19 protein-coding genes, 1 tRNA gene and 1 pseudogene are annotated in these 26289 nt (G+C 68.8%); 10 read left to right on the top strand and 11 right to left on the bottom strand.

The annotated features are described in order from the left end of the window. Positions 1 to 137: 137 nt before the first annotated feature. Positions 138 to 563: a hypothetical protein gene (locus B9Y70_RS08625; protein ID WP_085549853.1), complete on the bottom strand. Its 426-nt coding sequence runs from the start codon at positions 561 to 563 to the stop codon at positions 138 to 140. A gap of 90 nt (positions 564 to 653) precedes the next feature. Here B9Y70_RS08625 and B9Y70_RS08620 point away from each other — a divergent pair, with 90 nt between their 5' ends. Further along, positions 654 to 1061 carry a GNAT family acetyltransferase gene (locus B9Y70_RS08620; RefSeq protein ID WP_085549852.1) on the top strand — a complete coding sequence of 136 codons (408 nt, stop codon included), beginning with the start codon at positions 654 to 656 and terminating at the stop codon, positions 1059 to 1061. 65 nt (positions 1062 to 1126) lie between these two features. Beyond that, the gene (locus B9Y70_RS08615; RefSeq protein WP_085549851.1) at positions 1127 to 3331 is read left to right on the top strand and encodes a DEAD/DEAH box helicase; all 2205 of its coding nucleotides are present in this window, start codon (positions 1127 to 1129) and stop codon (positions 3329 to 3331) included. A gap of 57 nt (positions 3332 to 3388) precedes the next feature. Here the strand turns inward: B9Y70_RS08615 and B9Y70_RS08610 are convergent. Next, a pseudogene (locus B9Y70_RS08610) lies at positions 3389 to 4021 on the bottom strand (alpha/beta hydrolase). 395 nt (positions 4022 to 4416) lie between these two features. Between B9Y70_RS08610 and B9Y70_RS08605 the strand changes: the two are divergent. Next, the gene (locus B9Y70_RS08605; protein ID WP_143337580.1) at positions 4417 to 6324 is read left to right on the top strand and encodes a hypothetical protein; all 1908 of its coding nucleotides are present in this window, start codon (positions 4417 to 4419) and stop codon (positions 6322 to 6324) included. 139 nt (positions 6325 to 6463) lie between these two features. On the opposite strand, the gene B9Y70_RS08600 is transcribed toward B9Y70_RS08605, so the two are convergent. From B9Y70_RS08600 to putP, 3 genes are read right to left on the bottom strand one after another with little or no spacing between them, the layout of a single operon-like run. Beyond that, positions 6464 to 6949 (bottom strand): DUF2269 domain-containing protein, encoded by a 486-nt coding sequence (locus tag B9Y70_RS08600; protein ID WP_085549849.1) that lies wholly within the window; start codon positions 6947 to 6949, stop codon positions 6464 to 6466. Between the two features lie 43 nt (positions 6950 to 6992). Further along, entirely contained in the window at positions 6993 to 7643 is a 651-nt protein-coding gene (locus B9Y70_RS08595) for a GmrSD restriction endonuclease domain-containing protein (protein ID WP_240309187.1), read from the bottom strand. A gap of 49 nt (positions 7644 to 7692) precedes the next feature. Further along, positions 7693 to 9261, bottom strand: a complete 1569-nt coding sequence (gene putP / locus B9Y70_RS08590; RefSeq protein ID WP_085549848.1) for a sodium/proline symporter PutP — start codon at positions 9259 to 9261, stop codon at positions 7693 to 7695. A 184-nt stretch (positions 9262 to 9445) separates the two neighbouring features. On the opposite strand from putP, the gene B9Y70_RS08585 reads away from it, so the two are divergent. The 5 genes from B9Y70_RS08585 (at position 9446) to B9Y70_RS08565 (ending at position 18817) form a co-directional block, all read left to right on the top strand. Further along, positions 9446 to 12544, top strand: coding sequence for a DEAD/DEAH box helicase (locus B9Y70_RS08585; RefSeq protein ID WP_085549847.1), 3099 nt, complete (start codon positions 9446 to 9448; stop codon positions 12542 to 12544). Then, a complete protein-coding gene (locus B9Y70_RS08580; RefSeq protein WP_085549846.1) occupies positions 12545 to 13378 on the top strand; it encodes an SWIM zinc finger family protein in 834 nt (277 codons plus the stop codon). It begins immediately after the preceding gene. After that, positions 13375 to 14511: a metallophosphoesterase family protein gene (locus B9Y70_RS08575; RefSeq protein WP_085549845.1), complete on the top strand. Its 1137-nt coding sequence runs from the start codon at positions 13375 to 13377 to the stop codon at positions 14509 to 14511. The genes B9Y70_RS08580 and B9Y70_RS08575 overlap by 4 nt, the downstream gene beginning before the upstream one ends. A gap of 3 nt (positions 14512 to 14514) precedes the next feature. After that, on the top strand, positions 14515 to 17142 hold the full coding sequence (locus tag B9Y70_RS08570; RefSeq protein WP_085549844.1) for an AAA family ATPase: 2628 nt from the start codon (positions 14515 to 14517) through the stop codon (positions 17140 to 17142). 355 nt (positions 17143 to 17497) lie between these two features. After that, positions 17498 to 18817 (top strand): benzoate/H(+) symporter BenE family transporter, encoded by a 1320-nt coding sequence (locus B9Y70_RS08565; protein WP_085549843.1) that lies wholly within the window; start codon positions 17498 to 17500, stop codon positions 18815 to 18817. A 57-nt stretch (positions 18818 to 18874) separates the two neighbouring features. Here B9Y70_RS08565 and B9Y70_RS08560 read toward each other — a convergent pair whose 3' ends face one another. After that, complete coding sequence (locus B9Y70_RS08560) at positions 18875 to 19411, bottom strand: YceI family protein (protein ID WP_085549842.1); 537 nt, start codon at positions 19409 to 19411, stop codon at positions 18875 to 18877. A 207-nt stretch (positions 19412 to 19618) separates the two neighbouring features. On the opposite strand from B9Y70_RS08560, the gene B9Y70_RS08555 reads away from it, so the two are divergent. Both B9Y70_RS08555 and B9Y70_RS08550 read left to right on the top strand, forming a co-directional pair. Beyond that, the gene (locus tag B9Y70_RS08555; RefSeq protein WP_085549841.1) at positions 19619 to 20128 is read left to right on the top strand and encodes a MarR family winged helix-turn-helix transcriptional regulator; all 510 of its coding nucleotides are present in this window, start codon (positions 19619 to 19621) and stop codon (positions 20126 to 20128) included. 104 nt (positions 20129 to 20232) lie between these two features. Beyond that, complete coding sequence (locus tag B9Y70_RS08550) at positions 20233 to 20442, top strand: PspC domain-containing protein (RefSeq protein ID WP_085549840.1); 210 nt, start codon at positions 20233 to 20235, stop codon at positions 20440 to 20442. A gap of 79 nt (positions 20443 to 20521) precedes the next feature. On the opposite strand, the gene catC is transcribed toward B9Y70_RS08550, so the two are convergent. The 5 genes from catC to B9Y70_RS08525 form a co-directional block, all read right to left on the bottom strand. Then, positions 20522 to 20809 carry a muconolactone Delta-isomerase gene (gene catC / locus B9Y70_RS08545; protein ID WP_085549839.1) on the bottom strand — a complete coding sequence of 96 codons (288 nt, stop codon included), beginning with the start codon at positions 20807 to 20809 and terminating at the stop codon, positions 20522 to 20524. 63 nt (positions 20810 to 20872) lie between these two features. Beyond that, positions 20873 to 23659 (bottom strand): aconitate hydratase, encoded by a 2787-nt coding sequence (gene acnA / locus B9Y70_RS08540; protein ID WP_085549838.1) that lies wholly within the window; start codon positions 23657 to 23659, stop codon positions 20873 to 20875. A 142-nt stretch (positions 23660 to 23801) separates the two neighbouring features. Then, the gene (locus B9Y70_RS08535; RefSeq protein WP_085549837.1) at positions 23802 to 24365 is read right to left on the bottom strand and encodes a DUF937 domain-containing protein; all 564 of its coding nucleotides are present in this window, start codon (positions 24363 to 24365) and stop codon (positions 23802 to 23804) included. Positions 24366 to 24560: 195 nt separating this feature from the next. After that, positions 24561 to 24633 (bottom strand) — tRNA-Arg (locus B9Y70_RS08530). A gap of 70 nt (positions 24634 to 24703) precedes the next feature. Further along, entirely contained in the window at positions 24704 to 26251 is a 1548-nt protein-coding gene (locus B9Y70_RS08525) for an alpha/beta hydrolase (protein WP_143337585.1), read from the bottom strand. Positions 26252 to 26289 lie beyond the last annotated feature (38 nt).

The following is a 26289-nucleotide window of genomic DNA, read 5'->3' as shown; positions in this document are numbered from 1 at the left end:
GAGCCAGTCTCACCATCGGGCTCGTGCCGGTCCCTGACACCGTCATGCTGCTTGTTTTATCGAAAGGCAGATACACCACTTCCGCGGACTTGACCAATCAACCCGCGCGCCAGACAGTGAGTCGACCGCCCATTTTCCTACCTTTCCCCGCTGTACTTCTCCAACACCTCGTCGACGTAGCCGCCCACGGTCTTCTTCATGGAGCCGCTCCAGAGCTCGGCCATACGTTGCATGGGTTCGATGATCTCGCCGTCCGGGTTGGTCAGGACCCACTGGGCGCTGCTGCCTTCGCCGCGCACGCCCCACTCGAAGTCGGTGAAGTTGCAGATGTACTGGCCGATGAGGGCGCCGAGGCCGACGACGCTGTGCTCGGCACGCGGGCGGTCGTCCGCTGGCGCGAGTTCCCACTTGCCACGTGCCGCCTGGTAGCCGAGGGTGAGGGAGTCGGTGTCCTTGGTCATGCCCTGCCCACTGGCGATCTGCCAGTTCTGGTCGATCCAGCCCTGCTCCTCGTCGGTGAGGGGGCGGATGTCCTGGGTATCTGCGGGGTTATCGGTGTTCATGCCGCCCACGATACGGAGAAGATGGCGGGAACGGGGAGGTCGGACGTCCCGTCGTCGATAAGCATGACCGGAACCGCATACACTCATAGCATGATCATCTCGACCCTTTCAGAAGACCGCATTCCGGAGGTCGTCGCCCTGTGGGAGGCGACGGGGCTGACGCGGCCGTGGAATGATCCTGTCGCGGACGCGAGGAAGGCCCTGGCCAATGACGGTTCGACGGTGCTCATCGGCACCGACGGCCACACGCTCGTGGCGTCGGCGATGGTCGGCTTCGACGGGCACCGCGGATGGGTCTACTACGTGGCCGTGAGCCCGGACCGGCAGGGCATGCGCCTCGGCGAGGAGATCATGCACGCCGCGGAGGAGTGGCTGCGGGGTCGGGGAGTGGGCAAGCTGCAGCTGATGATCCGGGAGGAGAACCACGCGGTCCGCAGCTTCTACCGCCGGCTCGGTTACCAGACCGAGCAGGTGACGGTCATGTCCATCCGCCTGTAAATGCGACGGAGAACACCTGCGGCGAAATGGTGTTCCCACAGCAAGTGGCGTACTCTGGGCAGGCAATGAGCATTACCGATAACGCCACCGGCGGCGTGAACGAGCCGGATGACATTAATCTGTCGGAATCTCAGGAAAACCCGCAAGGTGACGCAGCGCAGGCTGCATCCGCCTCCACCGGGCCGCTGACCGTCGAGGACATCATTGATCCCGACGCACCGGCCCAGGCGGATCTGGACACCAGGGACGCGGATACTTCTGAGGCCGCCGACTCCGAGAACGTGAAGAACGAGAACTCGGACAACGCTGACAACGAAAAGACCAACGACGAAGCCTCAGAGGATCAGGGCAAGGGGAACGGGTTCGACAACCTGGGCCTGCCCGACGCCGTCCTCAACGCGGTGCAGAAGGTGGGTTTCGAGACCCCCTCCGCCATCCAGGCTCAGACCATCCCTGTGCTGATGCAGGGCAACGATGTGGTCGGTCTCGCCCAGACCGGTACCGGCAAGACGGCGGCCTTCGCGCTGCCGATCCTCGCCCGCATCGACATCGAGGACCGCTCCCCGCAGGCGCTGGTCCTCGCCCCGACCCGTGAGCTCGCGCTCCAGGTCGCGGACTCCTTCCAGTCCTTCGCCGACCACCTGGGCAAGATCAACGTCCTGCCGATCTACGGTGGCCAGGCCTACGGCATCCAGCTGTCCGGCCTGCGCCGCGGCGCACAGATCATCGTGGGCACCCCGGGTCGTGTCATCGACCACCTGGAGAAGGGCTCCCTCGACATCTCCCGTCTGCGTTTCCTCGTCCTCGACGAGGCCGACGAGATGCTCAACATGGGCTTCCAGGAGGATGTCGAGCGCATCCTCGAGGACACCCCCGGTGAGAAGCAGGTCGCACTGTTCTCCGCGACGATGCCCAACGGCATCCGCCGCATCTCCAAGCAGTACCTCAACGACCCGCACGAGATCACGGTCAAGTCCGAGACCCGGACCAACACCAACATCACGCAGCGCTTCCTGTTCACCGCGCACCGTAACAAGCTCGACGCGATCACCCGCATCCTCGAGGTCACCGAATTCGAGGCCATGATCGTCTTCGTGCGCACCCGCCACGAGACGGAGGAGGTCGCCGAGAAGCTGCGCGCCCGCGGATTCTCCGCCGCCGCCATCAACGGCGACATCGCCCAGGCCCAGCGTGAGCGCACGGTCGACCAGCTCAAGGACGGCCGTCTGGACATCCTCGTGGCCACCGACGTCGCCGCCCGCGGCCTCGACGTCGACCGCATCAGCCACGTGCTGAACTACGACATCCCGAACGACACCGAATCCTACGTCCACCGCATCGGCCGCACCGGCCGCGCAGGGCGTACCGGTGAGGCGATCCTCTTCGTCACCCCGCGTGAGCGTCGCATGCTCCGCTCCATCGAGCGCGCCACCAACGCGCCGCTCGAGGAGATGGACCTGCCGACCGTCGACGAGGTCAACGAGTCGCGCAAGGAGAAGTTCGCCGACTCCATCACCGCCTCCCTCGAGTCGAAGCAGATGGACGTTTTCCGCACCCTCGTCAAGCGCTACTCCGAAGAGCACGACATCCCCATGGAGGACGTCGCCGCCGCCCTGGCCTCCCAGGCCCAGGCCGGCGAGGAGTTCCTCATGAAGGAGGCCCCGCCGGAGCGTCGCCGCGATCGTTTCGACCGCGATGACCGCCGGGGTGGTCGCTTCGACCGCGACGACCGTCGCGGTGGGCGTTTCGACCGCGACGACCGGGGAGACCGCGGTGACCGTGGCGAGCGTCGTTCCCGCTTCGATCGGGACGGTGACTTCACCACCTACCGCCTGGCCGTCGGCAAGCGTCAGCACGTGCGCCCGGGTGCCATCGTCGGCGCCCTGGCCAACGAGGGCGGCCTGACCAACAAGGACTTCGGCCGCATCACCATCGCCGTGGATCACACCCTCGTCGAGCTGCCGAAGGACATGGATCCGGCCGTGCTGGGTCGTCTGTCCGACACCCGTATCTCGGGTCAGCTCATCAACATCGAGAAGGACACCGGCCGTCCGCCGGCCCGCGAGGACCGGGGCGGTTACCGTGGCGGCCGTGACCGCGACGACCGTGGAGACCGTGGTGGCCGTGGTGGCTGGCGTGACCGTGACGGTGACGATCGCGGTGGCCGCGGTGGGTATCGTGGCGGCCGTGACCGCGATGACCGTGGTGGCCGCGGTGGCTACCGTGGCGGCCGTGACCGCGACGACCGTCGTGGCGGCTGGCGCGACTAGCGGCACCTGAACGCACACACCCCGTGCCCGGAGCTTTCTCCGGGCGCGGGGTGTTCGTCATGCAAACGCCGCGCGCAGCTCTCCGGCGACGAGGCGGCGGGCGGTGAGGGCGTCGTCGAGAAGCGCCCCCAGGTCGAGGAAGGCGTGCATCTGGCCGGGGAACTCGATGACGGACGCGCGCGTGCCGGCCTTGACGAGGGCGCGGCCGTAGGCGCGGCCCTCGGAGGCGAGGGGGTCGCAGCCGGCGGTGATGATCGTCGCCGGGGGCAGGCCCGTGAGGTCGGGGTTGTGCAGCGGGGACAGGCGCGGGTCGCGGCGGTCGGCGGTGCCGGCGTAGTGGCCGATGAACCACTCCATGTCGCGGGTGCTCAGGCCGTGGCCCTCGCCGAAGGCACGGTAGGAACCGGCGTCGGTCGTGGAGGCGTCGGTGACCGGGTAGAAGAGCGCCTGGTGGACGAGGGCGGGGGAGTGTCCGCGCTACTGCTGGGCCACCACGGCGGCGAGGTTGGCGCCCGCGCTGTCACCGGCGACGGCCACCCGCCCGGTGTCGATGCGCAGACCCGTATCACCCGCGAGGACCGCGCCGACCACGGCGAGCGCGTCGTCGACGGCCGCCGGAAAGGGGTGCTCGGGGGCGAGGCGGTAGCCGACGCTGACGCTGACCGCCCCGCCCCGGTGGCCAGGGCGCACACGGTGGTGTCGGCGAGGTCGAGGTCGCCGGTGACCCAGCCGCCGCCGTGGAAGTAGACGACGCACGGCAGGGGCCCGGCGGCAGCGGGGACCGCGGGGACAGCGGGGACAGCGGGAACGTAGACGCGGACGGGGACGTCGGCGATGCGGGTGTCCGCGACGTGGTCGACAGGGGCGGGATCCCCGGTGAGTGGGACCATCTGTGCCAGGTGCGCGCGGTTGTTCTCCACGCTGCGGGTGTCCAGGGGTGGGGCGGCGGGGGAGGTGGTGAGAAAACGGCGGACATGCGGGTGGAGGGTCACGCCCTGATTGTAGGACTCCCCGGAGGTGCCGATGGTCGGCGCGGTGGGGACAATGTGATGGGATGGGTGCAGAACCAACCGGAGGAGACGGCCGTGAACCAGTTCGACGCGATCAACGCCCACCTGCAGCTGATCACCCTCCCCGAGGACCGGGCTCTGGTGCAGCGCTGGTTTCTGCGGTTCCTCGCGGCCAACCCCCGGTACAGCGCGCTGCAGGCGGCGGAGATCGCGGTGCAGGTGCTCAGCCGCTGGGGCATGGACGTCATCCGTGACAGCATCTCCGAGGACTGGATCACCCGCCCCCTGCCGGCCACCCGCCGCGAGTGGGAGTCCGACGGCTACCGCGTCCCGCGTGACGCCCGCCCGCTGCTGGTCACGGGGGAGGACGGTCGGCAGCGCGAGCTGTTCCTGCTTTTCGACGTCGACCTCGTCCGCGAGGATCTCGTCGGCGCCGTCGACCACGAGCCGGGACGGGAGATCGCGGAACCGGCGGAGGGGGCTTCCGACCTGGGGCAGTTCGCCCTGCACATCGAGGAGCGGGAGCGGCGAGCCTTCAGTCACCTGTGGAAGGTGGGCACGGTGCTCGAGTGGGCCGACGTGCCCGTCGACGGGGACGTCCACCTCGGCCCGCTCGGCTGGATCGAGCCGGTCAACCGCAACCCCTCCTGCCGCCCGCAGCCGACGCTGCGTCCCGACACCGCCTGCTACTGCCTGCGCATCCACCCCGATGCCGAGGGCCCGGAGATCGTCGGCCTCGGCCTGTCGCTCACGGCCCAGCTGCTCATCGCGTGGACGCAGGGCCGCCGCGCCGGCGAGCAGCTGTGCGGCAACGGTGAGGCGCAGGTCTCCGACCTGGAGGTGGGGATCGTGACGTGGGTCGTCGGTAAGCGGCTCGGTTTCGGGGCGCACCACGCCAACGTGGACACGTTCCGCTTCATCGAGAACCACTCGGACTTCCCCGCGCCGCGCGACGTCGACTGGGGGCGGATCGTCGAGACCGTCTCCGTCATGGAGGACCTGCTGTGCGGGGACCTCAACCCGACGCTGCCGGTCCCCGGCCAGGAGCGTCCGGCCACCGACGCCCGGCCCGGGTTGGCCCACGACCCCTTCGGTGTCGTCGGCAGTGAGCTGGCGCTGTTCAAGGCCGGCGAGCACGGGGAGACCGCCGAGCGGTGGGTCCTCGACTTCGTCGCCGAGAACCCGCGCTTCCCGCTGGGCACCGCCCTGTCGCTCGGCTGGCAGCTCTACCGTCGCTGGGGCGCGAGTGTCGCCGGCGACGTCCACCGCCTCGACTGGGTCGGCACTGTCGACGTGCGCCCGGTGGAGGAGTGGGCGCTGCGCGGCTGGGTCCCGCGCCCCGGTGCCTCCCTGCTCGTCGCCCCCGGCACCCACGGTCAGGAGGTCTACTACCTGCTTCACGACGACGCCGTCGTCGCCGACCGCCTCACTTCCCTCCGGTCCGTCGCCGAGGACACGCCCCGGCCCCTGCCGTTCCGGCCCGGTCCGCCGGACGCCCCCGCCCTGGAGGACTTCGCCGAGCTGGTCAGCCCCCGCGAGCTGGAGATGCTACGCAACCTGTGGCGGGGCGAGGTCATCCCCGTCATCGTCGCCGACCGCGACACCGAATCCGAGGCCTACCTCAACCGCATCACCCCGCCCTACAGGCTGCCCGTCGTGGTCGAGGAGGGCGTGAACCCCATGCACGCCATCATCGAGCACCTCTCCAACTGGGTCCTCGCCTGGGAACTGGGCGTCATCCACTCCGCCCCGGTCATCGGCTGGCGCTACGGGGCGGCCTCCGAATGGGAGTCCGCGCTCGTCGCCCACCTGGCCACCTGCCGCCTGGGCATCGACTGCGAACGCTCCGCCCTCGTCGAGGAGGCCCTCGGGCGCCGCGACACCGTCCCCGGTCTCATCCGTTGGGGCATGGTCTACCACGCCGCCGCCGAGGTCGAGGATCTGCTCCGCGGCTTCCCCAGTGGAGCAACCGTCCGGATCTGAGCAGCCTGTGTCCGGAGGAAGGACGAGGGTCTGCGGCAGAGGCCGTCCTACGCGGCTACCCCTCGGAGTCGATGCTGTAGACCGTGACCCCCTGAATCGCGGAAGGCCCCGCACGAGGCGGGGCCGGACAGCGGGAGGATCAGAAGGGGCTCCAGTACATGAGGATGAGCATGATGACCCACAGCAGGGAGAAGATGCCGCCGAACATGGACAGCTGGGACTTGGTCTTGTCGAACTTCTCGGCCGGGAGGACGTCGGACTCGGGGTCGTGGTCGGCGGCGTCGAGCAGGCCGAGGGAGCCCATCATCTTCTTCTGGCGCGGGATGATGAGGAACAGGAGGATCAGCCAGGCGATGACGGCCAGGGTGATGGCGATGTGGAAGCGGCCGTCGGACCAGTAGGCGGAGTCGGTCATCATGATGCCCACGCCCAGCAGCGGCACCAGGGCGGCGAGCATGCCGTAGACGTTGGTCAGCTTGTGCAGGACGGAGGCGGCACCGGCGGCGCGGGTGTCTCCGGCCTGGGCCTTGACGGCCTGGGTCTGGAAGGTGGAGATCGCGACGGTGACGGGGCCGAGGAAGAGCACGGCCGCCAGGACGTGGAAGACGATGAGGATCGTGGTCATGCTGGGGAGCAGGCCTTTCAGAAGTAGGTCGAAAGTTGGATGATCAGAAATCCACGGACCACCCTAACCAGACCCGGGTGACCTCGTCCATTCGGCACGCCGCCTGCGCCGACACTTTGTCGGTAACCGGGAGGGGGAGGGAGTAGGTGGCGGCCACCACCGCCAGGCGGCGGGCGTACCAGCAGCGGGCCCGCCGATCGTCCGGCATCCAGGCGGCGGGCAGCAGGTCGGACTTGGCCTGGTTCGCGCCGCGGGAGGTGACCACGAGGTTGCGGGGGTCGTTGGCGAAGGCGACGCGCTCGGCGGCCGTCCACCGGTGCGCCCCCAGATCCCAGGCGGCGGACAGGGGCAGGATGTGGTCGATCTCGACGTCCACGGCCAGGTCGAGGACGGACCCCGTGTAGGGGTCCCGCGCCGTGCCGGTGGTGACCTGACAGGAGAGGAGGTCGGCGCCGGCGTCGAGAAGCATCTGTTCGCGGACGGTGCACCCGGCGGACGGGGCCCACCCGGCCCCGAACTCGGCGCGGTCGTAGCCGAGGACGCGGGCGCGTTGCGGGATCTCCGCGACGTGGGGGAGCACGGCGGACAGGGCGGGCAGGTCGGTTTCGTCGAGCGGGGCGCGGGGGAGTGCGGTGGTGGCGGCGAGCAGAGTCGCCGCCGACAACAGGAGCAGATAGATACGGAAGGGCCTCACACCGGTATTGGACTGGTGTGAGGCCCGGAAGGTTCCCGCGGGCGGTGAACTAGTTGTTCTTCACCTCGGCGGCGGCAGCCTCGATGTCGACGTTCTCATCGGACCTGAACACGGTGTTGAGCTTGGCGGCCTCGTCGAACTCGCGCTCGACCTCCGGCTTCGGCGGGGAGGTGAGCAGGGAGACGACGACGAGGACGATGGTGGAGGCGATGAAGCCCGGGACCATCTCGTAGATGATGTCGCCGAAGAAGTTGCCCCAGACGAACACGACCACGGCACCGGTGACCATGCTGGCGATGGCGCCGGCGGTGTTGAGGCGCTTCCAGTAGAGGGAGGCCAGCATGAGCGGGCCGAAGGCGGCACCGAAACCGGCCCAGGCGAAGCCGACGAGGCCGAGGATGGTGTCGGAGGGGTTGATCGCCAGGACGGCACCGATGACGGCGACGACGACCACGGCGGTACGGGACAGGTTGATGAGCACACCCTCGCTCGGCAGCTTCTTGGCGACGATCTTGTACAGGTCCTCGATGAGGGAGGAGGAGACGACCAGCAGCTGGGAGGACATGGTGGACATGATCGCGGCCAGCACGGCGGTGAGCACCAGGCCCGCGATGAGCGGGTGGAACAGGATGCGGCCCATGTCGAGGAAGATGGTCTCGAAGGCGGAGCGGTCGGTGACGGCGATGTCCGGGTTCTGGGAGAAGAAGACGGTGCCGATGAGCGCGGTGAAGGTGGCGCCGAGGATGCACAGCAGCATCCAGCCGACACCGATCCAGCGGCCGACCTTGGCCTGCGCCGGGGAGTTCAGCGCCATGAAGCGGACGACGATGTGCGGCTGGCCGAAGTAGCCGAGGCCCCAGGCGAGGTTACCGATGATGGCGGCGGCGGAGACGCCGGCGATCATGTTGAAGTAGGTCGGGTTGCCCACGCCGTCGGTGTAGGGGCCGTAGTCGTTGGACGCGGCCCAGCTCCAGATGTCGGAGGGGTTGTCCAGGGCGATGAGCGCCATGACCGGGACGATGATGAGCGAGGCGAACATGATCATGCCCTGCACGGCGTCGGTGTAGGACACGGCGAGGAAGCCGCCGATGAAGGTGTAGGCGACGGTGACGGCGGCGACGATGAGCATGCCGTTGAGGTACTCGCCGCCGAAGGTGGCCTCGAAGTAGCGGCCGCCGGAGACCATGCCGGAGGACACGTAGAACGTGAAGAAGAAGATGATGATGATCGAGGAGATGACGCGCAGCGCCCGGGAGCGGTCGTGCACGCGGTTCTCGAAGAAGCTGGGCAGCGTGATGGAGTTGTTGGCCACCTCGGAGTAGGCGCGCAGACGCGGGGCGACCCACATCCAGTTGGCCCAGGCACCGATGAGCAGACCGACGGCGATCCACAGCTCACTCATACCCGTGACGAAGAGGGCGCCGGGCAGGCCCATGAGGAGCCAGCCGGACATGTCGGAGGCGCCGGCGGACATCGCGGCGACAAAGGGGTTGAGCTTGCGGTCCGCGAGGACGTAATCGTCGTATTTGTCTGTCTTGGTGTAACTCCAGTAGCCGATCGCCAGCATCGCCGCCATGTAGATGATGATGGCGATGATGAACCACGTGGTCTCGGTCATCGTCGTTCCTTTCCATTTTGTGGGACGCATCGAACGTAGACAGGTCGGGAGGATGTGCCCAATTGACTACCCCTCAGATTACTGTGACTGAAGTCATATTATTGGGATTCCCGTGGAATGACCTGCGCGGAGCCTGTCGTTAACAAAAGCGTAACGATCGGCCATCGGTGGTAAAAAGGTCTTTATGCCTTCTTTCCTCCTGCACGGTCTGTGGACGACCTCCGGGCTCCACCTGTGGCTCGAGCAGGTGGAGGGGCACCGCGTCGTGCTGCCGTCATCCGTGCCGGAGGAACTGTTCCCGCCCGCCGCCCGTTCGCTTCTCGACGACCGCGCCTACCGGCACCGCCTCGAGGTCGAGCTGCGCACCCCGCGCGGCAAGAAGGTCTCCCTGCGGATCCCCACCGCCGCCTACGCCCCCGAGCACGCGGTGGAGGTGCTCAACCAGCTCTCCTTCCTCCTGCACCCGGGCGCCGCGGCGACGAGGCGGCAGCGGGCGTCGATCGCCCCGGACCTCATGTGGCTCATCCAGATGAACGCCGGCCTGTCGCGATTCGTCCAGGCGGGGCGCGTCGTGCCCAAGCTCGTCTTCGAGGACGGGCAGTGGTGGCCGCACTGGCAGCTGGCCTCCGGGCTGGGGGAGCGCGGCTGGCTGGCGGAGATGATCGCCGCGGCCCCCGGCATCCTCACCGCCAACAACAAGGGCATCGAGGATATCGCCGACCACCTCGTCCACTGGATCGCCGCCGACCTGCTGCAGGACCTGGCGACGTCCACCCGCCCCTACCCGTGGCACGACTTCGCGGACTCGCTCATGAACTCCACCCCGCTGCGCCGCGGTGGGCCGACGCTGCTGCGGGCGATGAACGACTGGAAGGACTCCATCACCGCGGTGGACCTGCAGATGGTCTTCATCGTCGAGGAGCCGCCCCGCGAGGATGAGCTGGCGGAGACCTCCGGCGACCCGGAGGACGCCACCTGGCCGGTGCGCGTGCAGGTGCGCTCGGGGACGGACGCGCCGCTGCCGATCCGGGCGGAGGAGTTGGACCGGGGGAGCGTCGAGAAGCTCCGTCTCGCGCAGCGCCAGGCGATCGCGATCACCGACCTGCTCGACCCGGACAAGCGCACCCGCCACGCCGAGCGGCACGAGGAACGCAACGGCGACTGGGACGTCCACCTCTCCACCTCCGAGATCGTCGACTTCATCGGCGGGGCCGTGCCGAAGCTGCAGGACGCGGGGTACACCGTCATGCTGCCCAAGGCGTGGTCGGCGTACGAGACGAAGGCCCGCCTGGAGACGACGGAGGTCGGCGACCCGGCCACCGGCGCCACCCAGAAGCACTTCGGCCTCGACCAGCTCGTCGAGTACAACTGGCGGATGTCCGTCGGCGACATCGAGCTCACCGACGACGAGATGACCGAGCTCGTGCGCTCCAAGTCGGGTCTGATCAAGCTGCGCGGCGAGTGGGTCATGGCCGACACGTCGGCACTGAACAGGATCACCTCCTACATGGAGGAGCTGGCGGCGACCTCACGGAAGCGGCGTCGTAAGGAACTGGAGAAGGCCGCCGCCCTCGCCGAACGCGCCCGCGTGCTGGAGCAGCCCGGCTGGGAGGCGCTCGTCGCCGACGTCGAACGCCGGCGCGCGGAGTTCAACGCCGAGCACGCCGGTCAGGAGGGCTTCGGCGAGGTCACCCTCGCGGAACTGCGACAGATGGCGCTGGAGTCCATGGCGCAGGACCCGGTGGAGTTCACCGGCTCGACGTGGCACACGGCGCTGCTCGGCGGGCCGGAGGCGCTGACCACGAAGGCCCCGCAGCGGATCGAGATCCCCGACACCGTCCACGCGGACCTGCGCGACTACCAGCGCCGCGGCGTCGACTGGCTGTACTGGATGTCCCGCAACAACCTCGGCGCCGTCCTCGCCGACGACATGGGCCTGGGCAAGACCCTGCAGCTCCTCGCGCTGCTGGCCATCGAGCACGACCGTGGGGAGGCCACCGGCCCCACACTCGTCGTCGCGCCGACCTCCGTGGTGGGCAACTGGGCAAAGGAGGCCGCGCGCTTCGTGCCGGGGCTGCGCGTCATCGTCCAGCACGGCTCCGACCGCCTGCATGGTGAGGAGCTGGCGGCGCGCGTGGCGGAGGCGGATCTCGTGGTCACCAGCTACGGCGTCGTCGGCCGCGACTTCCACGAGCTGGGGCAGATCCCCTGGGACCGCGTCGTCCTCGACGAGGCGCAGGCCATCAAGAACTCCACCACCCGGGCGTCGCGGGCCGTGCGCTCCCTGCCCAGCCGCCACCGCGTCGCGCTGACCGGCACCCCGGTGGAGAACCGCCTCTCGGAGATGCGCTCCATCCTCGACTTCTGCAACCCGGGCGTCCTCGGGTCCACCAGCTTCTTCCGCAACCACTTCGCCAAGGCCATCGAGCGCGAGCACGACGAGCAGATGACCGAGCGCCTCCGCCTGCTCACCGCCCCCTTCATCCTCCGCCGCCTCAAGACGGACCCGACGATCATCGACGATCTGCCGGAGAAGAACGAGGAGATCATCACCGTCGAGATGACCACCGAGCAGGCCGCCCTCTACACCGCGCTGGTGCAGGACGTGCAGGCCCGCCTCGAGGAGCGCCAGGGCATGGCGCGTCGCGGCCTGGTGCTGGCCACCATCACGCGCATCAAGCAGATCTGCAACCACCCCGCGCAGTACCTCGGCGACGGCTCACCGGTGACCATCCGCGGCCGCCACCGCTCCGGCAAGGTCGAGGAGCTCATGCGGCTTCTCGACGAGGCCATCGAGACCGACCAGCGCATGCTCATCTTCACCCAGTACAAGGCCTTCGGCGACATCCTCGTCCCGTACCTGTCCGAGCGCCTCGGCGAGCAGGTGCCCTTCCTCCACGGCGGCGTGACCAAGACGAAGCGCGACCAGATGGTGGCCGCCTTCCAGGAGACGGGCGGCCCGCGGGCGATGATCCTCTCCCTCAAGGCCGGCGGCACGGGCCTCAACCTCACCGCCGCCAGCATGGTCGTGCACATGGACCGCTGGTGGAATCCGGCCGTGGAGAACCAGGCCACCGACCGCGCGTTCCGCATCGGCCAGCAGCGGGACGTGGCGGTGTACAAGATGATCACCGCCGGTACGCTGGAGGAATCCATCCAGGACATCCTGGACGGCAAGACCGAACTGGCCGGTGCCGTCATCGGCGAGGGCGAGGGCTGGATCACCGAGCTCGGCCCCGAGCAGCTGGCCCAGCTCATGAGCTACCGCGGGAGGGAGAAGTAGATGGTCACCCCCAGCGACGACAATGTCATCTACGCCAACTTCGGGCGGAAGGTGCGCGTCGAGAAGCCGGAGCAGACCCGCGACGAGCGGGCCGAGCGGGTTGAGCGACGTCCGGCGATGGCCCCGGCCGCGGAACTCCTCCTCGAGGTGGCCACCTCCCGGGCGGACCGCGGGCGCCTCACCCGCGGGCGGGACTACGCCCGCGCCGGGCATGTGCTGAGCATGGACCTGCGCAACGGTGCCGTCCACGCGCAGGTGGCCGGCTCCCAGAACGAGCCTTTCACCGTCGCGGTCCAGCTGCCCTACCGGAGTCCCGATGACCTGTCGGTCGTCTCCGCCGAGCTGGCGCGTACCCCCAACGGCATGCGCGGCGCGCGGAAGGGTGAGCTGTCCCGGACCGTGGTCGGGGCGCTGCTCGCCGAGGACATCAACGACATACGTGTGCGCTGCGACTGCCCGGACCCCTTCGCCATCTGCAAGCACGCCGTGGCCGTGCTGGAGAAACTGGCCGGCAAGATCGATGCCGATCCGCTGGCCCTGTTCACCCTCCGCGGGATGGACCTCATCTCCCTGGAGAAGGCGGTCATGGTCCAGGCGAAGGACGTCTCCCGGGAGTCGGAGGAGAACCCCGAACTGTTCTGGGCCGGGCGCGAGCTGCCGGCCCTGCCCGAGCCCCGCGTCGCCCCCGCGCTCGACGACTCTGACCTGGATCTTCTGCACAAGGCGATGCGCGCGATCTCGTACACCAACGTCGATCAGCTGCGTGCCGTTTCGGACATCGAAGATCTGTACGATCACTTGTGTCGGGGTGGCATGCTAGACAATGAGTCATGACGGCTCCGCAGTCCATCACCTTCATCCACTCCTCTGACCTGCAGCTGGGCATGACCCGCTGGTTCCTCGAGGGCGAGGCGCAGGCACGTTTCGACGATGCCCGGCTCGACTCCCTCCGCCGCCTCGGTGACCTCGCCACCCGGGAGGGCGCGGCGTTCATCGTCATCGCCGGCGATGTCTTCGACTCCAACTCGCTCAGCCCGCAGACCACCGGCCGCGCGCTCGAGGCGCTGCGCGGCCTGCCCGTCCCCGTCTACCTGCTGCCCGGCAACCATGATCCGTTGGTGGCGGACTCTGTTTTCAAGCTTATCGACGTCGCGGGTGTCCATCTCCTCTCCGATACCTCCGTCGTGCAGGTCGCCGACGGTGTCGAGCTGGTGGGCGCACCCCTGCGGGCGCGCACCGCGGCCTCCGACCTGGTGCGGGACGCGCTGGAGGGCCTGGAGCCGACGGAGGCGGTGCGCATCATGGTGGGTCACGGGCAGGCCGAGGCGCGCGGCAATGACCTGCGCCCGGATCTCATCGATCTGGGGTACGTGGAGTCCCGCCTGGCCGACGGCACCATCGACTACCTCGCCCTCGGCGACACCCACTCCGCCCAGCCCGTGGGTACCAGCGGGCGGGTGTGGTTCTCCGGCTCGCCCGAGGTGACGGACTTCCGTGACCACGCCACCGTCGGCGGCGGGGAAACCAACTCCGGCCGGGCCCTGGTGGTGGAGGTGTCCAAGGGGACGGCCGCCGTCCGGGAGGAACCGGTGGGGCAGTGGACATTCGAGGCCCTTGACCGGGAGCTCATGGGGGAAGGTGATGTGGCGGAGTTCCTCGCCGCGCTCGACGCCTACCCGGACAAGCAGCGCACCGTCATCAAGTACGGGCTTCGCGGCACCCTCGACATGTCCGCCACCCGGGCCCTGGAGGAGGGGCTGGAGGCCCGGCGCCCCGTCTTCGCAGCACTGTTCGAACGCGGACGCCTCACCGACCTGCACCTGGAACCCGGCGTCGAGGAGCTCGACGCGCTCGGGGTGAGCGGCTTCGCCGATGCCGCACTCAAGGAGCTGGTAGCCGCCGCCGGCACCGACCCCACCGCCCGCGACGCCGTCAACCTCTTTTTCCGCCTGGCCCGGGAGGACTAGCCCATGCGCATCCATTCGCTGACCATCGACAACTTCCGCGGCATCGAGCGCCTCACGCTGGAGAATCTGCCGGAGACCGGCGTCATCGTCATCCACGGTGACAACGAACAGGGCAAGTCCACCATCCTCGACGCCCTCCACGCTGTGCTGTATGAAAAGCACAGCGGAAAGTCCCGGGCCGTGAAGTCCTGGCGGCCGGTGGGCCGCGACGTGGCCCCGCGGGTGTCCCTGACCGCCACGGTCGGCCCGGTGACGTTCACCATCACGAAGAACTGGCTCAAGGCAGCCAAGGCGGAGCTGCACATCACCGCACCGCAGCGCGAATCCCTCGCCGGCGGGCCCGCCGAGGAGAAGCTGGAGGAGATCCTCTCCCGCCACCTCGACCGTGACCTCGCCCGCACCCTCTTCCTCCGCCAGGGGGATCTCGGCGCCGCGATCTCCGCCGTCGGCATCTCCTCGGTCACCCGGGCGCTCGACGGGGTGAGCGACGACGGTGACTCCGGCACCGAGGACACCGCCTTGAGTACCGCCGTGGAAAAGGAGTACGAGCGCTACTTCACCCCCAAGGGGGCGCCGACCCGCGAGCTCAAGGAGGCCCGCACCGTACTCGAGCAGGCGCAGGCCGAGCACCAGGCCGCCGCCACCGCGCACGCCGATCTTACCGGGCACGTCGACCGCCACGACCGGATCAGCGCGCGCCGGGCCGCGGCGGAGGCCGATCTTCCCTCAGCGGAGGCCGAGGAACGCGAACTCGCCGAGAAGGCCCGCCTGGCGGAGCAGGCTCAGGAGAAGGCGGCCGGGATGCGCCGCGAACTCCAGCTGGCGACCGAGGCCCTGCACCGTGCCGAAGCCGCCGTCACTCGCCGGGCAGAGCTCAGTGACGCCGTCACCGAGGCAGAGTCCGTGCTGGCCACCCACACTGCTGGCCTCGCGGAGGCCGAGGAACGCCGTGAACTGGAGACACGCCAGCTCGCTGAGCTGGGGGAGCGGCTGGAGCAGGCGCAGCAGGCCGAGAAGGACTCCCTTGAGAGGTTGCGTTCAGCCCGCCGCGTCCACCGCCTGGTCACTGATGCTGCCCGCCGCACCACGCTGCGCACCCAGCTCACCGCCGTGCGGGAACTCAACGAACGGATCACGCAGGTTAGGGCCGCCACCGCCGGACGCCCCGTCAGCGACGCCGATGTCCGCGCCGTCGAGGACGCCACCAACGACCTCACCCTCGCCCGGCGCCTGCGCGCCCAAGCTGCCGCCCGCCTGGAGTTCTCGGGGCCCGCCGGGGCCACGGTCACCGTCGACGGGGAGGCGGTGCCGCTCGATGCCACCGTCGAACTTACCGAGGGAACCGAGCTGGTCATCGGGGAAATCACCGCCCGCTACCGTGCCGGTCATACCGACTCCTCCGGCGGGGATCCGGTGGTCGCCGCCGAAGGGGTGCTGCGCGATCTCCTCGACGGGCTCGACCTTTCCGACCTCGACGCCGTCCGCGCGGCCCGCGACAACCACCGCCGGGCCTCCGAGGACCTGGCCGGGCTGCTCCGCGAACGCACCACCCTCCTGGCCGGGGAGGACGAGGAGTCCCTCGACGCCGAGCTCACCCGCCTCGACTCCGCGCTGGCCGACGAGGAGATCCCGGACCTCGACGCCGTGGCCGCCGCCCGCGCCGTGGAAGAAGCCGAGGAGGCCCGGGAGCAGGCGGCCGCCGAGGTGGGGCGGGTGGACCGCGCACTCACCCCGTGGCGGGAGCGCCGCGCCGAGAACACCCTCACCGCCCTGAGCGTCCGCATCGAGGCGGCGGAGGAACGGCTGCGGCAGGCGACCGCCGCCCGCGACGCCGCTGCGGCCGACGCCGACGACGCGACCCTGGCGCAGGCCGTGGAGTCGGCCACCGCGGCCCGCGACGCGGTGGCCGAACAGTGCCGTGCCGCCGATGCCGAGGTCGCCGCCGCCGACCCGGAACTGGCAGCCGACCTGCACCGGGGTGCCGAGACCCGGCTCACCTCCCTCCACGACACCATCAACCAGTCAAAGCAGGATCTCGCCGAGCTCAAGGGCTACATCCACCAGGCACAGGGCGCGGCCGAACGCCTCGACAAGGCAGCCTCCGCCCTCGCGGCGGCGCAGCACCGCCTGGATTCCGTCAACCGCCGCGCCGAGGCCGTGCAGCTCCTCCGTGACACCCTGCACCGCCACCGTGCGGAGGCACGTGCCCGCTATGCCCGGCCCTTCGCCGAACAGCTCACCCGCCTGGCCCGCCCGGTGTTCGGCCCGGATGTGGAGTTCGGTCTCTCCGACCAGCTCGAGGTCACCCGGCGCAGCATCGGCACGGACACCGTGCCACTCGCGGATCTGTCCGGTGGCGCGAAGGAGCAGCTGGCGATCCTCACCCGTTTCGCCATCGCCCAGCTCACTGCCCTGGACACCGGCGACGGTCAGGTGCCGGTGCCCGTCATCGTCGACGACGCCCTCGGTTCCACCGACCCGTCCCGCCTGCAGCTCATGGCGACACTGTTCTCCCGCCTGGGGGACACCGGACAGGTCATCGTGCTCACCTGCGTGCCGCAGCGCTACGAGCGGGTCGGCGGCCGCACGGAGTACGCGATCGAGGAGCTGAAGTCCGGCCCGGTGGGGTAGCGGTTCCACGAACCAGGACGGGCATCATCCCGCAGGTTGTTTCAATGTCACCACAACGGACCATTTTGCGGTGCGTCCACCGCCGGACTGGGCCACCGGCGTGTGGTTCGGTGATGGTTCAGCTGCAACAGAAGGTATGACCTCGGTGTTCCCACGTACATCCCATCCGCCACAGCGCGCGACCTGGGAAAACGCGGAGAGCGCCGGAAATTGACGTGGGAACACCGAGGCGGCACCACCCTGCGGGGTGCGCACGGGACCCCCTGGGTCATGTGAGGGGGTGTGCCTGATGCAAGTATCTGTGGGCTGTGCCACACTCGCCCCAGGCATCTAGTCATACTTTTCAGGAGTGTCCATGGCCATTTCCCCGCTGCTCGCCATCGAGAAACCGGAGCTGCCGCGCCCCTCCCTCCGGGAGATTCTGCGTGACGCCGGGCCCCAGGAGGTCGGCAACGGACTCGTCGCCCTCATCTTCTCCGCCTCCGGGCCCATCGCCGTTATTCTGGCGGCCGCCGCGGCCGGGAACCTGTCGCCCGATGAGACGTCGTCGTGGATCTTCGGCGCCTTCCTCGGCAACGGCCTTCTCACTCTCTTCCTCACCTGGCTCTACCGGTACCCCCAGGCCTACTTCTGGACCATCCCCGGCACCGTCCTTGCCGGTGACGCCCTCACCCACCTCAGTTTCGCGGAGGTGGTCGGCGCCTACGTGGCCACGGGTGTGCTGGTGTTCCTCCTCGGCTGGACGGGGCTGATCGGGCGGATCATGGCCGCCCTGCCGCCGACGATCGTCATGGCCATGGTGGCCGGCATCTTCCTGCGCTTCGGGCTGGAGCTCGTCACGGCGGTCACCGGTGACCCCTTCATCGCGGTGCCCATGGTGCTGGTGTTCGTGGCGCTCAGTGCCGCACCCCGGATCGCCGCGGTCGCGCCGCCGGTGGCGGTGGCGGCGGTCGTCGGCACCGCGATCGCCATCGCGTCCGGGCGTCTGGGGTCGGGCATCCTCGACGACGGCGTCATCACCACGCCCGTCCTCATCACCCCGGAGTTCTCCTGGGCCGCGATGGTCGAGCTCGTGCTGCCCCTGGCGATCACCGTCGTCATCGTGCAGAACGGGCAGGGGATCGCCGTGCTCCGCGCCGCGGGTCACCGCCCGGGCGTCAACCTCGCGTCGGCGGCCGCGGGACTGGTGTCGATCCCCATGGCGTTCATCGGCAACGTCACCACCTGCCTGACGGGCCCGACCAACGCGCTCATCGTCTCCGGTCCGGACCGGCAGCGTCACTACGCGGCGGCCATGGTCACCGCGCTCGGTGCCGTCGCCGTCGGCCTGTTCGCCCCGGCGTTCGTCGGCTTCATGCTGGCGATGCCCGGTTCCTTCATCGCGGCACTGGCGGGTATCGCCATGCTGGTCCCGCTGAAGAACGCCTTCGTCGCCGGTTTCTCCGGCGCATTCTCGACGGGTGCCCTCGTGTGCTTCCTGATCACCGTCTCCGAGCTGACGTTGTTCGGCATCACTGCCCCGTTCTGGGGCCTGGTCTTCGGTTCCCTCGTCGCGTGGCTCATGGATCCGCGCCCGGAGAAGAAGGAGCCCGCCGCCACGGCCCCGTCCGTTCCGGAGGAGGATCCCGGCACCGAGGCCCGTGAGGCCGAGCGGTGTGAGAGCGTGCGTCGATAAGCGAGAGAACCCCCGCGCCCTGGAAAGGGAGCGGGGGTCAACTGTGTGACGTGGGGCTTAGGCCTGCTTGATGCCGGAGCCGTCGATCTGGATGGTGATCTGCTCGGAGACGAGGACGCCACCGGAGCCCAGCGGGGCCTGGAAGTCGACGCCGAAGTCCTTGCGGTTGATCTTGGTGGAGGCCTCGAAGCCGATGCGGGTGTTGCCGAAGGGGTCCTCTTCGACACCGAAGATCTCGACGTCGAGGGTGACCGGCTTGGTGATGCCCTTGAGGGTGAGGTCACCGGTGACGGTGCCGGAGTTGCCCTGAATGTCGAAGGAGGTGGACTCGAAGGTCATCTCCGGGAACTGCTCGACGGAGAAGAAGTCGTCGCCGCGGACGTGGCCGTCGCGGTCGGCGTTGCCGGTGTTGACGGAGGCGGTCTTGATGACGGCCTTGGCGACGGAGGCGGCCGGGTTCTCCTGGTCGACGACGACGGAGCCCTCGAACTCGTCGAAGGTGCCGCGGACCTTGGTCACCATGGCGTGGCGGGCCACGAAGGCGATGTCGGTGTGAGCGGTGTCGAGGACCCAGGTGCCGTTGTAGTCAGTCATGTTGTTTTCTCCTAGAGACGTTGTTGTGTACGTGTCACACTTTAACACATCTTGGTGATCTGTCAACAAGAAAGGTAGGGTAGATGTCACATATTCGAGAAAAGGCAGGTAGAGCGTGAATACAACATCCCTCACCCGCGTGGCAGAAGTCGCCGACGCCCCGAAAAGGATTATTGCTCCCGCCTATGGGGGGCTATAGTCGAGGGCATGGCAACCGAGGCACGATGGCTCAACGACGACGAGCAGGCGCTGTGGCGACTCCTTCTCGCGGGGATGCGCAAGATCGACCGCGTCATGGACGACACCCTCCAGGCATGCAGCGACCTGTCGAGCTCCGAGTTCTCCGTGCTCGTCTCCCTCTCTGAGGCCGAGGACCAGGCCCTGCGCCTGCGTGACCTGTGCGCCGGCCTCGACTGGGACCGCTCCCGCACCTCCCACCAGATCACCCGCATGGAACGCCGCGGCCTGGTGACCAAGCGCAAAAGCGAGGGGGATGCCCGCGGCGTCATCGTCTCCCTCACCGACGAGGGCATGCGCCGCCTGCGCTCCGCCGCCCCCGAGCACGTCGAGAGCGTACGCCGCGTCGTCTTCGATCACATGACCCCGGAGCAGCACGCCCAGCTCAAGACCTTCATGGAGCAGGTCATCGCCGTCACCAACGTGCCCGGCCACCCCGAGTTCTGCGGCTCGCTTCTCGACGACGACGCCGACTGCTGATCTCAGGGTTTATTGGGGGCTTCACCGGATGCGCTACCCGTGCACCGGAGGAGACAATGAAGGTGACAGCGACAGAGATCAACACCCTCCGAAGGAGCCCCACCATGAACGACTTCAACACCCCGATGCACCAGCGCCGCCTCACCCGCTCGCTCACCGACCGCTACGTGGCCGGTGTCCTGGGCGGCATCGCGGAGACCTACAACTGGAACCCGACGCTCGTCCGCCTCATCTTCATCGCGGTCTCGCTCGTCGGCTCCGGTACCCCGCTGCTGGCCTACATCGTAGCCTGGTTCATCATGCCCCAGGAGTGACACCCCGGACAGGACCGGAAAGGACACCGCCCGTCGCCCACGAACGTGGGGGACGGGCGGTTCGTCGATAAGCGGGGGACTAGAAGAAGTCGCGGGTGGCGTTCGGGTGCTGCGCCAGCGGGGTGACCTTGATGGACATGTACTTGTACATCGGGAACCCGGAGAGCACCTCGTGCAGGTGGTCGTTGTCGCGGACGTCGTAGATGGAGTAGTTCGCGTACTCGCCGACCACACGCCAGATGCCCTTCATGATGCCCTCGGACTGCAGGTTGCCCGAGTACTCCTTCTCGCGGACCTGGAAGTCGGCGACCTGCTCAGGGGTGAGGGACTCGGGGAACGTGACATCCATGCGTGCCAGGAACAGCATTGCGCGGCCTTTCTTGTCGGGGTTTTGGTGATATCTCATCATACCCGCTTATCGACGCCCCCGTCACAGCAGCTGCCGCAGGACGTAGGGCAGGATGCCGCCGTGGCGGTAGTACGCCTCCTCCGCCGGGGTGTCGACACGGACCACCGCCTCGAACTCGGCGTCCCCGGCCCGGACGGTGACGGTCGCCGGCAACTCCTCGGATCCGGCCAGGCCGGTGACGGAGAACTCCTCCTCCCCGGTGAGACCCAGGCTCTCCGCGCTCTCCCCCTCCGGGAACTGCAGCGGCAGCACGCCCATGCCCACCAGGTTGGAACGGTGGATGCGCTCGTAGGACTCCGCGATGACCGCGCGCACGCCCAGCAGAGACGTGCCCTTGGCGGCCCAGTCGCGGGAGGACCCGGAACCGTACTCGGCACCCGCCACGACCACGAGGGGCACGCCCTCCTCCCGGTAGCGCACGGCGGCGTCGTAGATCGACATCTCCTCCCCGTCCGGCAGGTGACGGGTGACGCCACCCTCCGTGCCCGGGGCGAGCTGGTTGCGCAGACGCACGTTGGCGAACGTGCCGCGCACCATGACGTCGTGGTTGCCGCGGCGGGAACCGTAGGAGTTGAAGTCCTCCGGTGCCACCCCCTGCTCCTGCAGCCAGCGGCCCGCCGGGGAGGCCGGGCTGATGGTGCCGGCGGGGGAGATGTGGTCGGTGGTCACCGAATCGCCCAGCAGCGCCAGGACGCGTGCCCCCTCGATGTCCTCCACCGGGGAGGGCTCGACCTCCATGCCGTCGAAGTAGGGGGGCCTGCGGATGTAGGTGGAGTCGGGGGTCCAGTCGTACTTGTCGCCCGCGGGCACGTCCATGCCCTGCCAGTTGGCGTCGCCCTCGAAGACGTCCGCGTAACCGTCGGTGAACATCTCGGCGCGGACGTTGTCCTCCACGACCTCCCGGATCTCCTCCTCGGTGGGCCAGATGTCCCTGAGGAAGACGTCGTTGCCGTCGGCGTCCTCCCCGAGTGGCTCGCTGAGCAGATCCGTGTGCAGGCTGCCCGCCAGCGCATAGGCGATGACCAGCGGCGGGGAGGCGAGGAAGTTCATCTTCACATCCGGGTGGATGCGCCCCTCGAAGTTGCGGTTGCCCGACAGCACGGACGCGACGTTGAGGTTCCGGTCCGTCACCGCCTCGCTCACCTCGGGGATGAGCGGGCCGGAGTTGCCGATGCAGGTGGTGCAGCCGTAGCCGACGTTGTGGAAACCCAGCGCCTCCATGTACTCCGTGAGCCCCGCGCGATCGTAGTAGTCGGTGACCACGCGCGACCCCGGCGCCAGGGTGGTCTTCACCCACGGGCGGGTCCGCATGCCGCGCTCCACGGCCTTCTTCGCCAGCAGCGCCGCACCGAGCATGACCGACGGGTTGGAGGTGTTGGTGCACGAGGTGATCGCCGCGATGACCACGTCACCGTGGTCGAGGATCGCCGGGGTGTCGTTGATGACCACGTCCACCGGGTCCGACGGCCAGCCCAGCTGGGCGTTGGCGGTGAGCTGCTCGCGGGAGAGCCGGCGGGGCGGGGCGTCGCGACGCTGGTCCGAGGGGGTCAGCGACACCGGGTCACTGGCGGGGAAGGAGTCCGCGGACGCGTCGTCGACACCGCCCTCCGCCGGCTCGTAGATGCTGTGCTCATCGGCCAGCAGGCCCAGGACCGTGGCCGGGGCGTCACTCAGATCGATGCGGTCCTGGGGGCGCTTCGGGCCGGCGATCGACGGAGTGACCGTCGCCAGATCCAGCTCGACGACCTCGCTGTACTCCGCCGGGGCGTCCGGGTCATGCCACAGGCCCTGAATCTTGGCGTACTCCTCGACGAGCGCGATCTGCTGCTCCTCACGGCCGGTGAGCCGCAGGTAGTCGAGGGTGACGTCGTCAACGGGGAAGATGGCCACCGTCGCTCCGTACTCCGGACTCATGTTGCCCAGGGTGGCGCGGTTGGCCAGCGGGATGTTCGCCACACCGGGGCCGAAGAACTCGACGAACTTGCCCACCACGCGGGTCTCACGCAGCAGCTCCGTGACGGTGAGGACGAGGTCCGTGGCGGTGGTGCCCGCCGGGAGCTCACCCGTCAGCTTGAGGCCGACGACCTCCGGGATGATGAGGCTGGCCGGCTGGCCGAGCATGGCAGCCTCCGCCTCGATGCCGCCCACACCCCAGCCCAGCACGCCCAGACCGTTGACCATCGGGGTGTGCGAATCGGTGCCGACCAGCGTGTCCGGATACGCCTGCGTCACGCCGTCGCGCTCACGGGTGAACACCACGCGCGACAGGTACTCGAGGTTCACCTGATGGCAGATGCCGGTGTCCGGCGGCACCACCACGAAATCGGAGAAGGACTCCTGGGCCCAGCGCAGCAGCTGGTAGCGCTCCTCGTTGCGCTCGAACTCGAGCTGGTTGTTGATGTCGAGGGCGTCCGGGCGGCCGAACGCGTCGGCGATGACCGAGTGGTCGATGACCAGCTCACCCGGGATGAGCGGGTTGATCTTCTTCGGGTCGCCGCCGAGATCGGTCATCGCGTCACGCATGGCGACGAGATCGACGACACACGGCACGCCCGTGAAATCCTGCATGAGGACGCGGGCGGGGGAGAACTGGATCTCCTCCTCCGCCGCGCTGTCCGGTCTCCATTTCCTTAGCGCGTCGATCTGCTCACGGGTGACCAGCCTGCCGTCCTCGGTGCGCAGCAGATTCTCCAGGAGAACCTTCAGGCTGTACGGCAGGCGGGAAGTGGTGTCGACTCTGTCGAGCCGATGAATCTCATAGTCGACGTCGCCGACGGTGAGGGTGTCGCGGGTGCTGAAACTGTCCATGGTGCTCTTCTCTCGCGGTTGAGGACCGCACCCGGACGGGCACCTTGATCCACCACCAAGGAGGAGGGTGCGGTGGAGGAGTGGATGGGCCCCACTATACGTCAGAGCTTATGTAACCGCCATCACCCTTTGGCGACCCCGCTTATCGACGCCCCCCACCCAGCAACCCGCCGAGCACATCACCCAGCACGCCGCCGAGACCACCCTGCGACGGTGCCTGCGCGTTACCGCCGCCGAGCACCTGGCCCAGGATCGTCTCCAGCAGACCACCCTTGCCCGGGGCCTGCGCCTGCGTGTTGCCCGCCCCGCCCTGCCGCATGCGGCCGGCCAGCCAGGACATCACCAGCGGAGCGAGGATCGGGATGAGCGCGCGCACCAGACCCGAACCGCCCGCGATACCGCCGAGCTGATGGGCCACCTTGTCCTCGTCGGGACCGAACACGTGATGGGCGATCTTCGCGCCGTCCTGGGTGTCGATGTCGTCGACGTTGACATCCCCCTCGACGAGGTTGGGATTGTGCGCGTCGAGGGCATTGGCCAGGGAATCACGGCCCGCCGGGTCCTGGGCGTTGGCGCCCATGCCGGCCAGCAGTGCGGGCAGGACCTGCTCGGCGGCCTGACGGACCTTGGCCGGGTCCTCGCCCAGACGGGAGGCGATCGAATCGACGGGGAGCTTGGACAGGAGGTCGTTGATGCTGTTCGTCATGACACCAGCGTAGAGAAAACGCGGGGTGCACGGTAGGGCAGGTAGATCACCGTGCAGTAGGGCCCGGAAACGGCCTGCAAAAACTGACTGCTGCACGATGATCTACCTGTCGGGGGCGATAGCCGGTACGTTCCCTCGATTTCAGGGGCCGGAAATCGGCTTGCGTACCGGCTATCGCCCCGCGAGCAGAAAAAGTGTCCCCGACAGGATTCGAACCTGCGACCTTTGGTACCGGAAACCAATGCTCTATCCACTGAGCTACGGAGACATCGTGGCCATCCCGGTGGGGATGACAACGGTGAAAGTCTAGCACCCCGGCCGGGGGCCTCCCAATCCGGCTAGCGGTTGAGGCCCGGGACCTCGGTGACGGAGGTGGTGCCGGTGCGCAGGTACTCGACGACGGCGTCGTCGACTGCCTTGTTGCCCAGGCCGACGTGGCCGTGGCCGGCACCGTCGACGGTGAGGACGTGGGCTCCCATCGCATCGGCCAGGACGCGGTGGGTGCCGTAGGGGGTCTGTGGGTCGGTGGTGGCCTGGATGAGCAGGGGGCGGGTCTCGAGCCCGTCGCCGTTGACGGGCGGGAGGGAGGCGATGGGCTCGGCGCCTGCGCAGGCGGCGCCGGAGGTGAACATTGCGTTGGGGGCGGTGAAGATGTCGCCGGTGACGAAGTTGGTCCAGGCAAACGTGGGGTAGTCGGCCGGGTTGGCGGGGTAGGCGTTCTCGTTGCACATGATGAGGCGCTGCATGAGCTGGGAGTTGGCAGTGTCCAGGAGGGTCTGCTCGGGCATGGCCTCGGTCATCTCCTCGGGGCTGGGGACCGGGGCGGTGCCGTTGATCATGTGGGCGAGTCCGTCCCACTGGGAGGTGAAGGGCAGGCCCATGCGGGTCATGGCGAGGAGGGGGGAGTTGGCCTGGTTGCCGCCGGTGACGGCCTGGGAGCTCAGGCCCTGGGAGGATACGACGAAGGGGTTGATGGCGGTGTAGGCCTGTGCGCCGGGTTCGCCGGAGGAGCCGAGTCCCGGGGGCAGGTCGCCGACCCGGGCCGGCGGTGGGACGACGGTGGGGTTGGTGCCGGTCTCGGCGACGATGCGGGCGGACCAGGCCTGGTAGACGGCGAGCGGGGTCTCGCCGAGGCCGTAGGTGTCGTGGCGGTCGGCGACCCAGGTGAGGAACTCGTGGAGGGTGTGCTCGTAGCCGGCCTGCTGGGAGCCCATGATGCCGTTCCAGGCGAGGCCGGGGTCCATGGCGGAGTCGAGGACGACGCGGTCGGTGTGCTGGGGGTAGCGGGTGGCGTAGGCGGAGCCGAGGTAGGTGCCGTAGGACAGGCCCATGATGGAGATCGTCTCGCGGTCGAGGGCCTGGCGGACCCACTCCCAGTCGTCGACGGTGTTGTCGGTGGTGAGGGAGCCGGTGTAGCCGGGGTGGGCCTGCTCGCAGGCTTCGCGGATGAAGCCGCCCTGGCGGGTGAGGGTGTCGGCCAGGCCCATGGAGAAGGCGGCCTCGGCGCAGTTGACGCCGGTGGAGCCGGGCAGGCCGCGGGGCTGGACGGCGACGCGGTCCCATTCGTCGACGATGCCGGCGGGCCAGGCGAAGTTCTGGTTGTCGCCGAAGTAGGAGTAGGCGTCGCCGCCGGGGCCCCCGGGGTTGCCGAACAGGGTGCCGTGGGCGGTGCCGGAGGCGGCGGGCACGCTGACGAAGCCGACGGAGATGGTCTCGCCGGTGGGGTCGGAGTGGTACATGGGGACGTCGATACGCCCGCACTGAGCGCTCGGGTCGGTGACCTGGGCGGGGCAGGTCTCCCAGGTGATGGCGGGGGCGGCGTCGGCAGGCGGCACGGTGAGGGGCAGCAGGCTGAGCGTCGCGACGGCGGCGAGCGAGCGGGGCATGAGGCGCATGAGGACTTCCAGGTATGACGAATAATTGT

Origin of the sequence: Corynebacterium pollutisoli (genome assembly GCF_900177745.1) — a bacterium.
Taxonomy (GTDB): domain Bacteria; phylum Actinomycetota; class Actinomycetes; order Mycobacteriales; family Mycobacteriaceae; genus Corynebacterium; species Corynebacterium pollutisoli.
This window is presented reverse-complemented; position numbering and strand designations above follow the sequence as displayed.

Bases quoted from the DNA above. Each gene is read 5' to 3' on its own strand.
- B9Y70_RS08555 (WP_085549841.1), top strand. From the start codon at position 19,619: ATGGCAACCGAGGCACGATGGCTCAACGACGACGAGCAGGCGCTGTGG.
- catC (WP_085549839.1), bottom strand. From the start codon at position 20,809: ATGCTGTTCCTGGCACGCATGGATGTCACGTTCCCCGAGTCCCTCACC.
- B9Y70_RS08535 (WP_085549837.1), bottom strand. From the start codon at position 24,365: ATGACGAACAGCATCAACGACCTCCTGTCCAAGCTCCCCGTCGATTCG.
- putP (WP_085549848.1), bottom strand. From the start codon at position 9,261: ATGACCGAGACCACGTGGTTCATCATCGCCATCATCATCTACATGGCG.
- B9Y70_RS08550 (WP_085549840.1), top strand. From the start codon at position 20,233: ATGAACGACTTCAACACCCCGATGCACCAGCGCCGCCTCACCCGCTCG.
- B9Y70_RS08625 (WP_085549853.1), bottom strand. From the start codon at position 563: ATGAACACCGATAACCCCGCAGATACCCAGGACATCCGCCCCCTCACC.
- B9Y70_RS08565 (WP_085549843.1), top strand. From the start codon at position 17,498: ATGGCCATTTCCCCGCTGCTCGCCATCGAGAAACCGGAGCTGCCGCGC.
- B9Y70_RS08525 (WP_143337585.1), bottom strand. From the start codon at position 26,251: ATGCCCCGCTCGCTCGCCGCCGTCGCGACGCTCAGCCTGCTGCCCCTC.
- B9Y70_RS08560 (WP_085549842.1), bottom strand. From the start codon at position 19,411: ATGACTGACTACAACGGCACCTGGGTCCTCGACACCGCTCACACCGAC.
- B9Y70_RS08580 (WP_085549846.1), top strand. From the start codon at position 12,545: ATGGTCACCCCCAGCGACGACAATGTCATCTACGCCAACTTCGGGCGG.
- B9Y70_RS08585 (WP_085549847.1), top strand. From the start codon at position 9,446: ATGCCTTCTTTCCTCCTGCACGGTCTGTGGACGACCTCCGGGCTCCAC.
- B9Y70_RS08620 (WP_085549852.1), top strand. From the start codon at position 654: ATGATCATCTCGACCCTTTCAGAAGACCGCATTCCGGAGGTCGTCGCC.
- B9Y70_RS08575 (WP_085549845.1), top strand. From the start codon at position 13,375: ATGACGGCTCCGCAGTCCATCACCTTCATCCACTCCTCTGACCTGCAG.
- B9Y70_RS08600 (WP_085549849.1), bottom strand. From the start codon at position 6,949: ATGACCACGATCCTCATCGTCTTCCACGTCCTGGCGGCCGTGCTCTTC.
- acnA (WP_085549838.1), bottom strand. From the start codon at position 23,659: ATGGACAGTTTCAGCACCCGCGACACCCTCACCGTCGGCGACGTCGAC.
- B9Y70_RS08570 (WP_085549844.1), top strand. From the start codon at position 14,515: ATGCGCATCCATTCGCTGACCATCGACAACTTCCGCGGCATCGAGCGC.
- B9Y70_RS08615 (WP_085549851.1), top strand. From the start codon at position 1,127: ATGAGCATTACCGATAACGCCACCGGCGGCGTGAACGAGCCGGATGAC.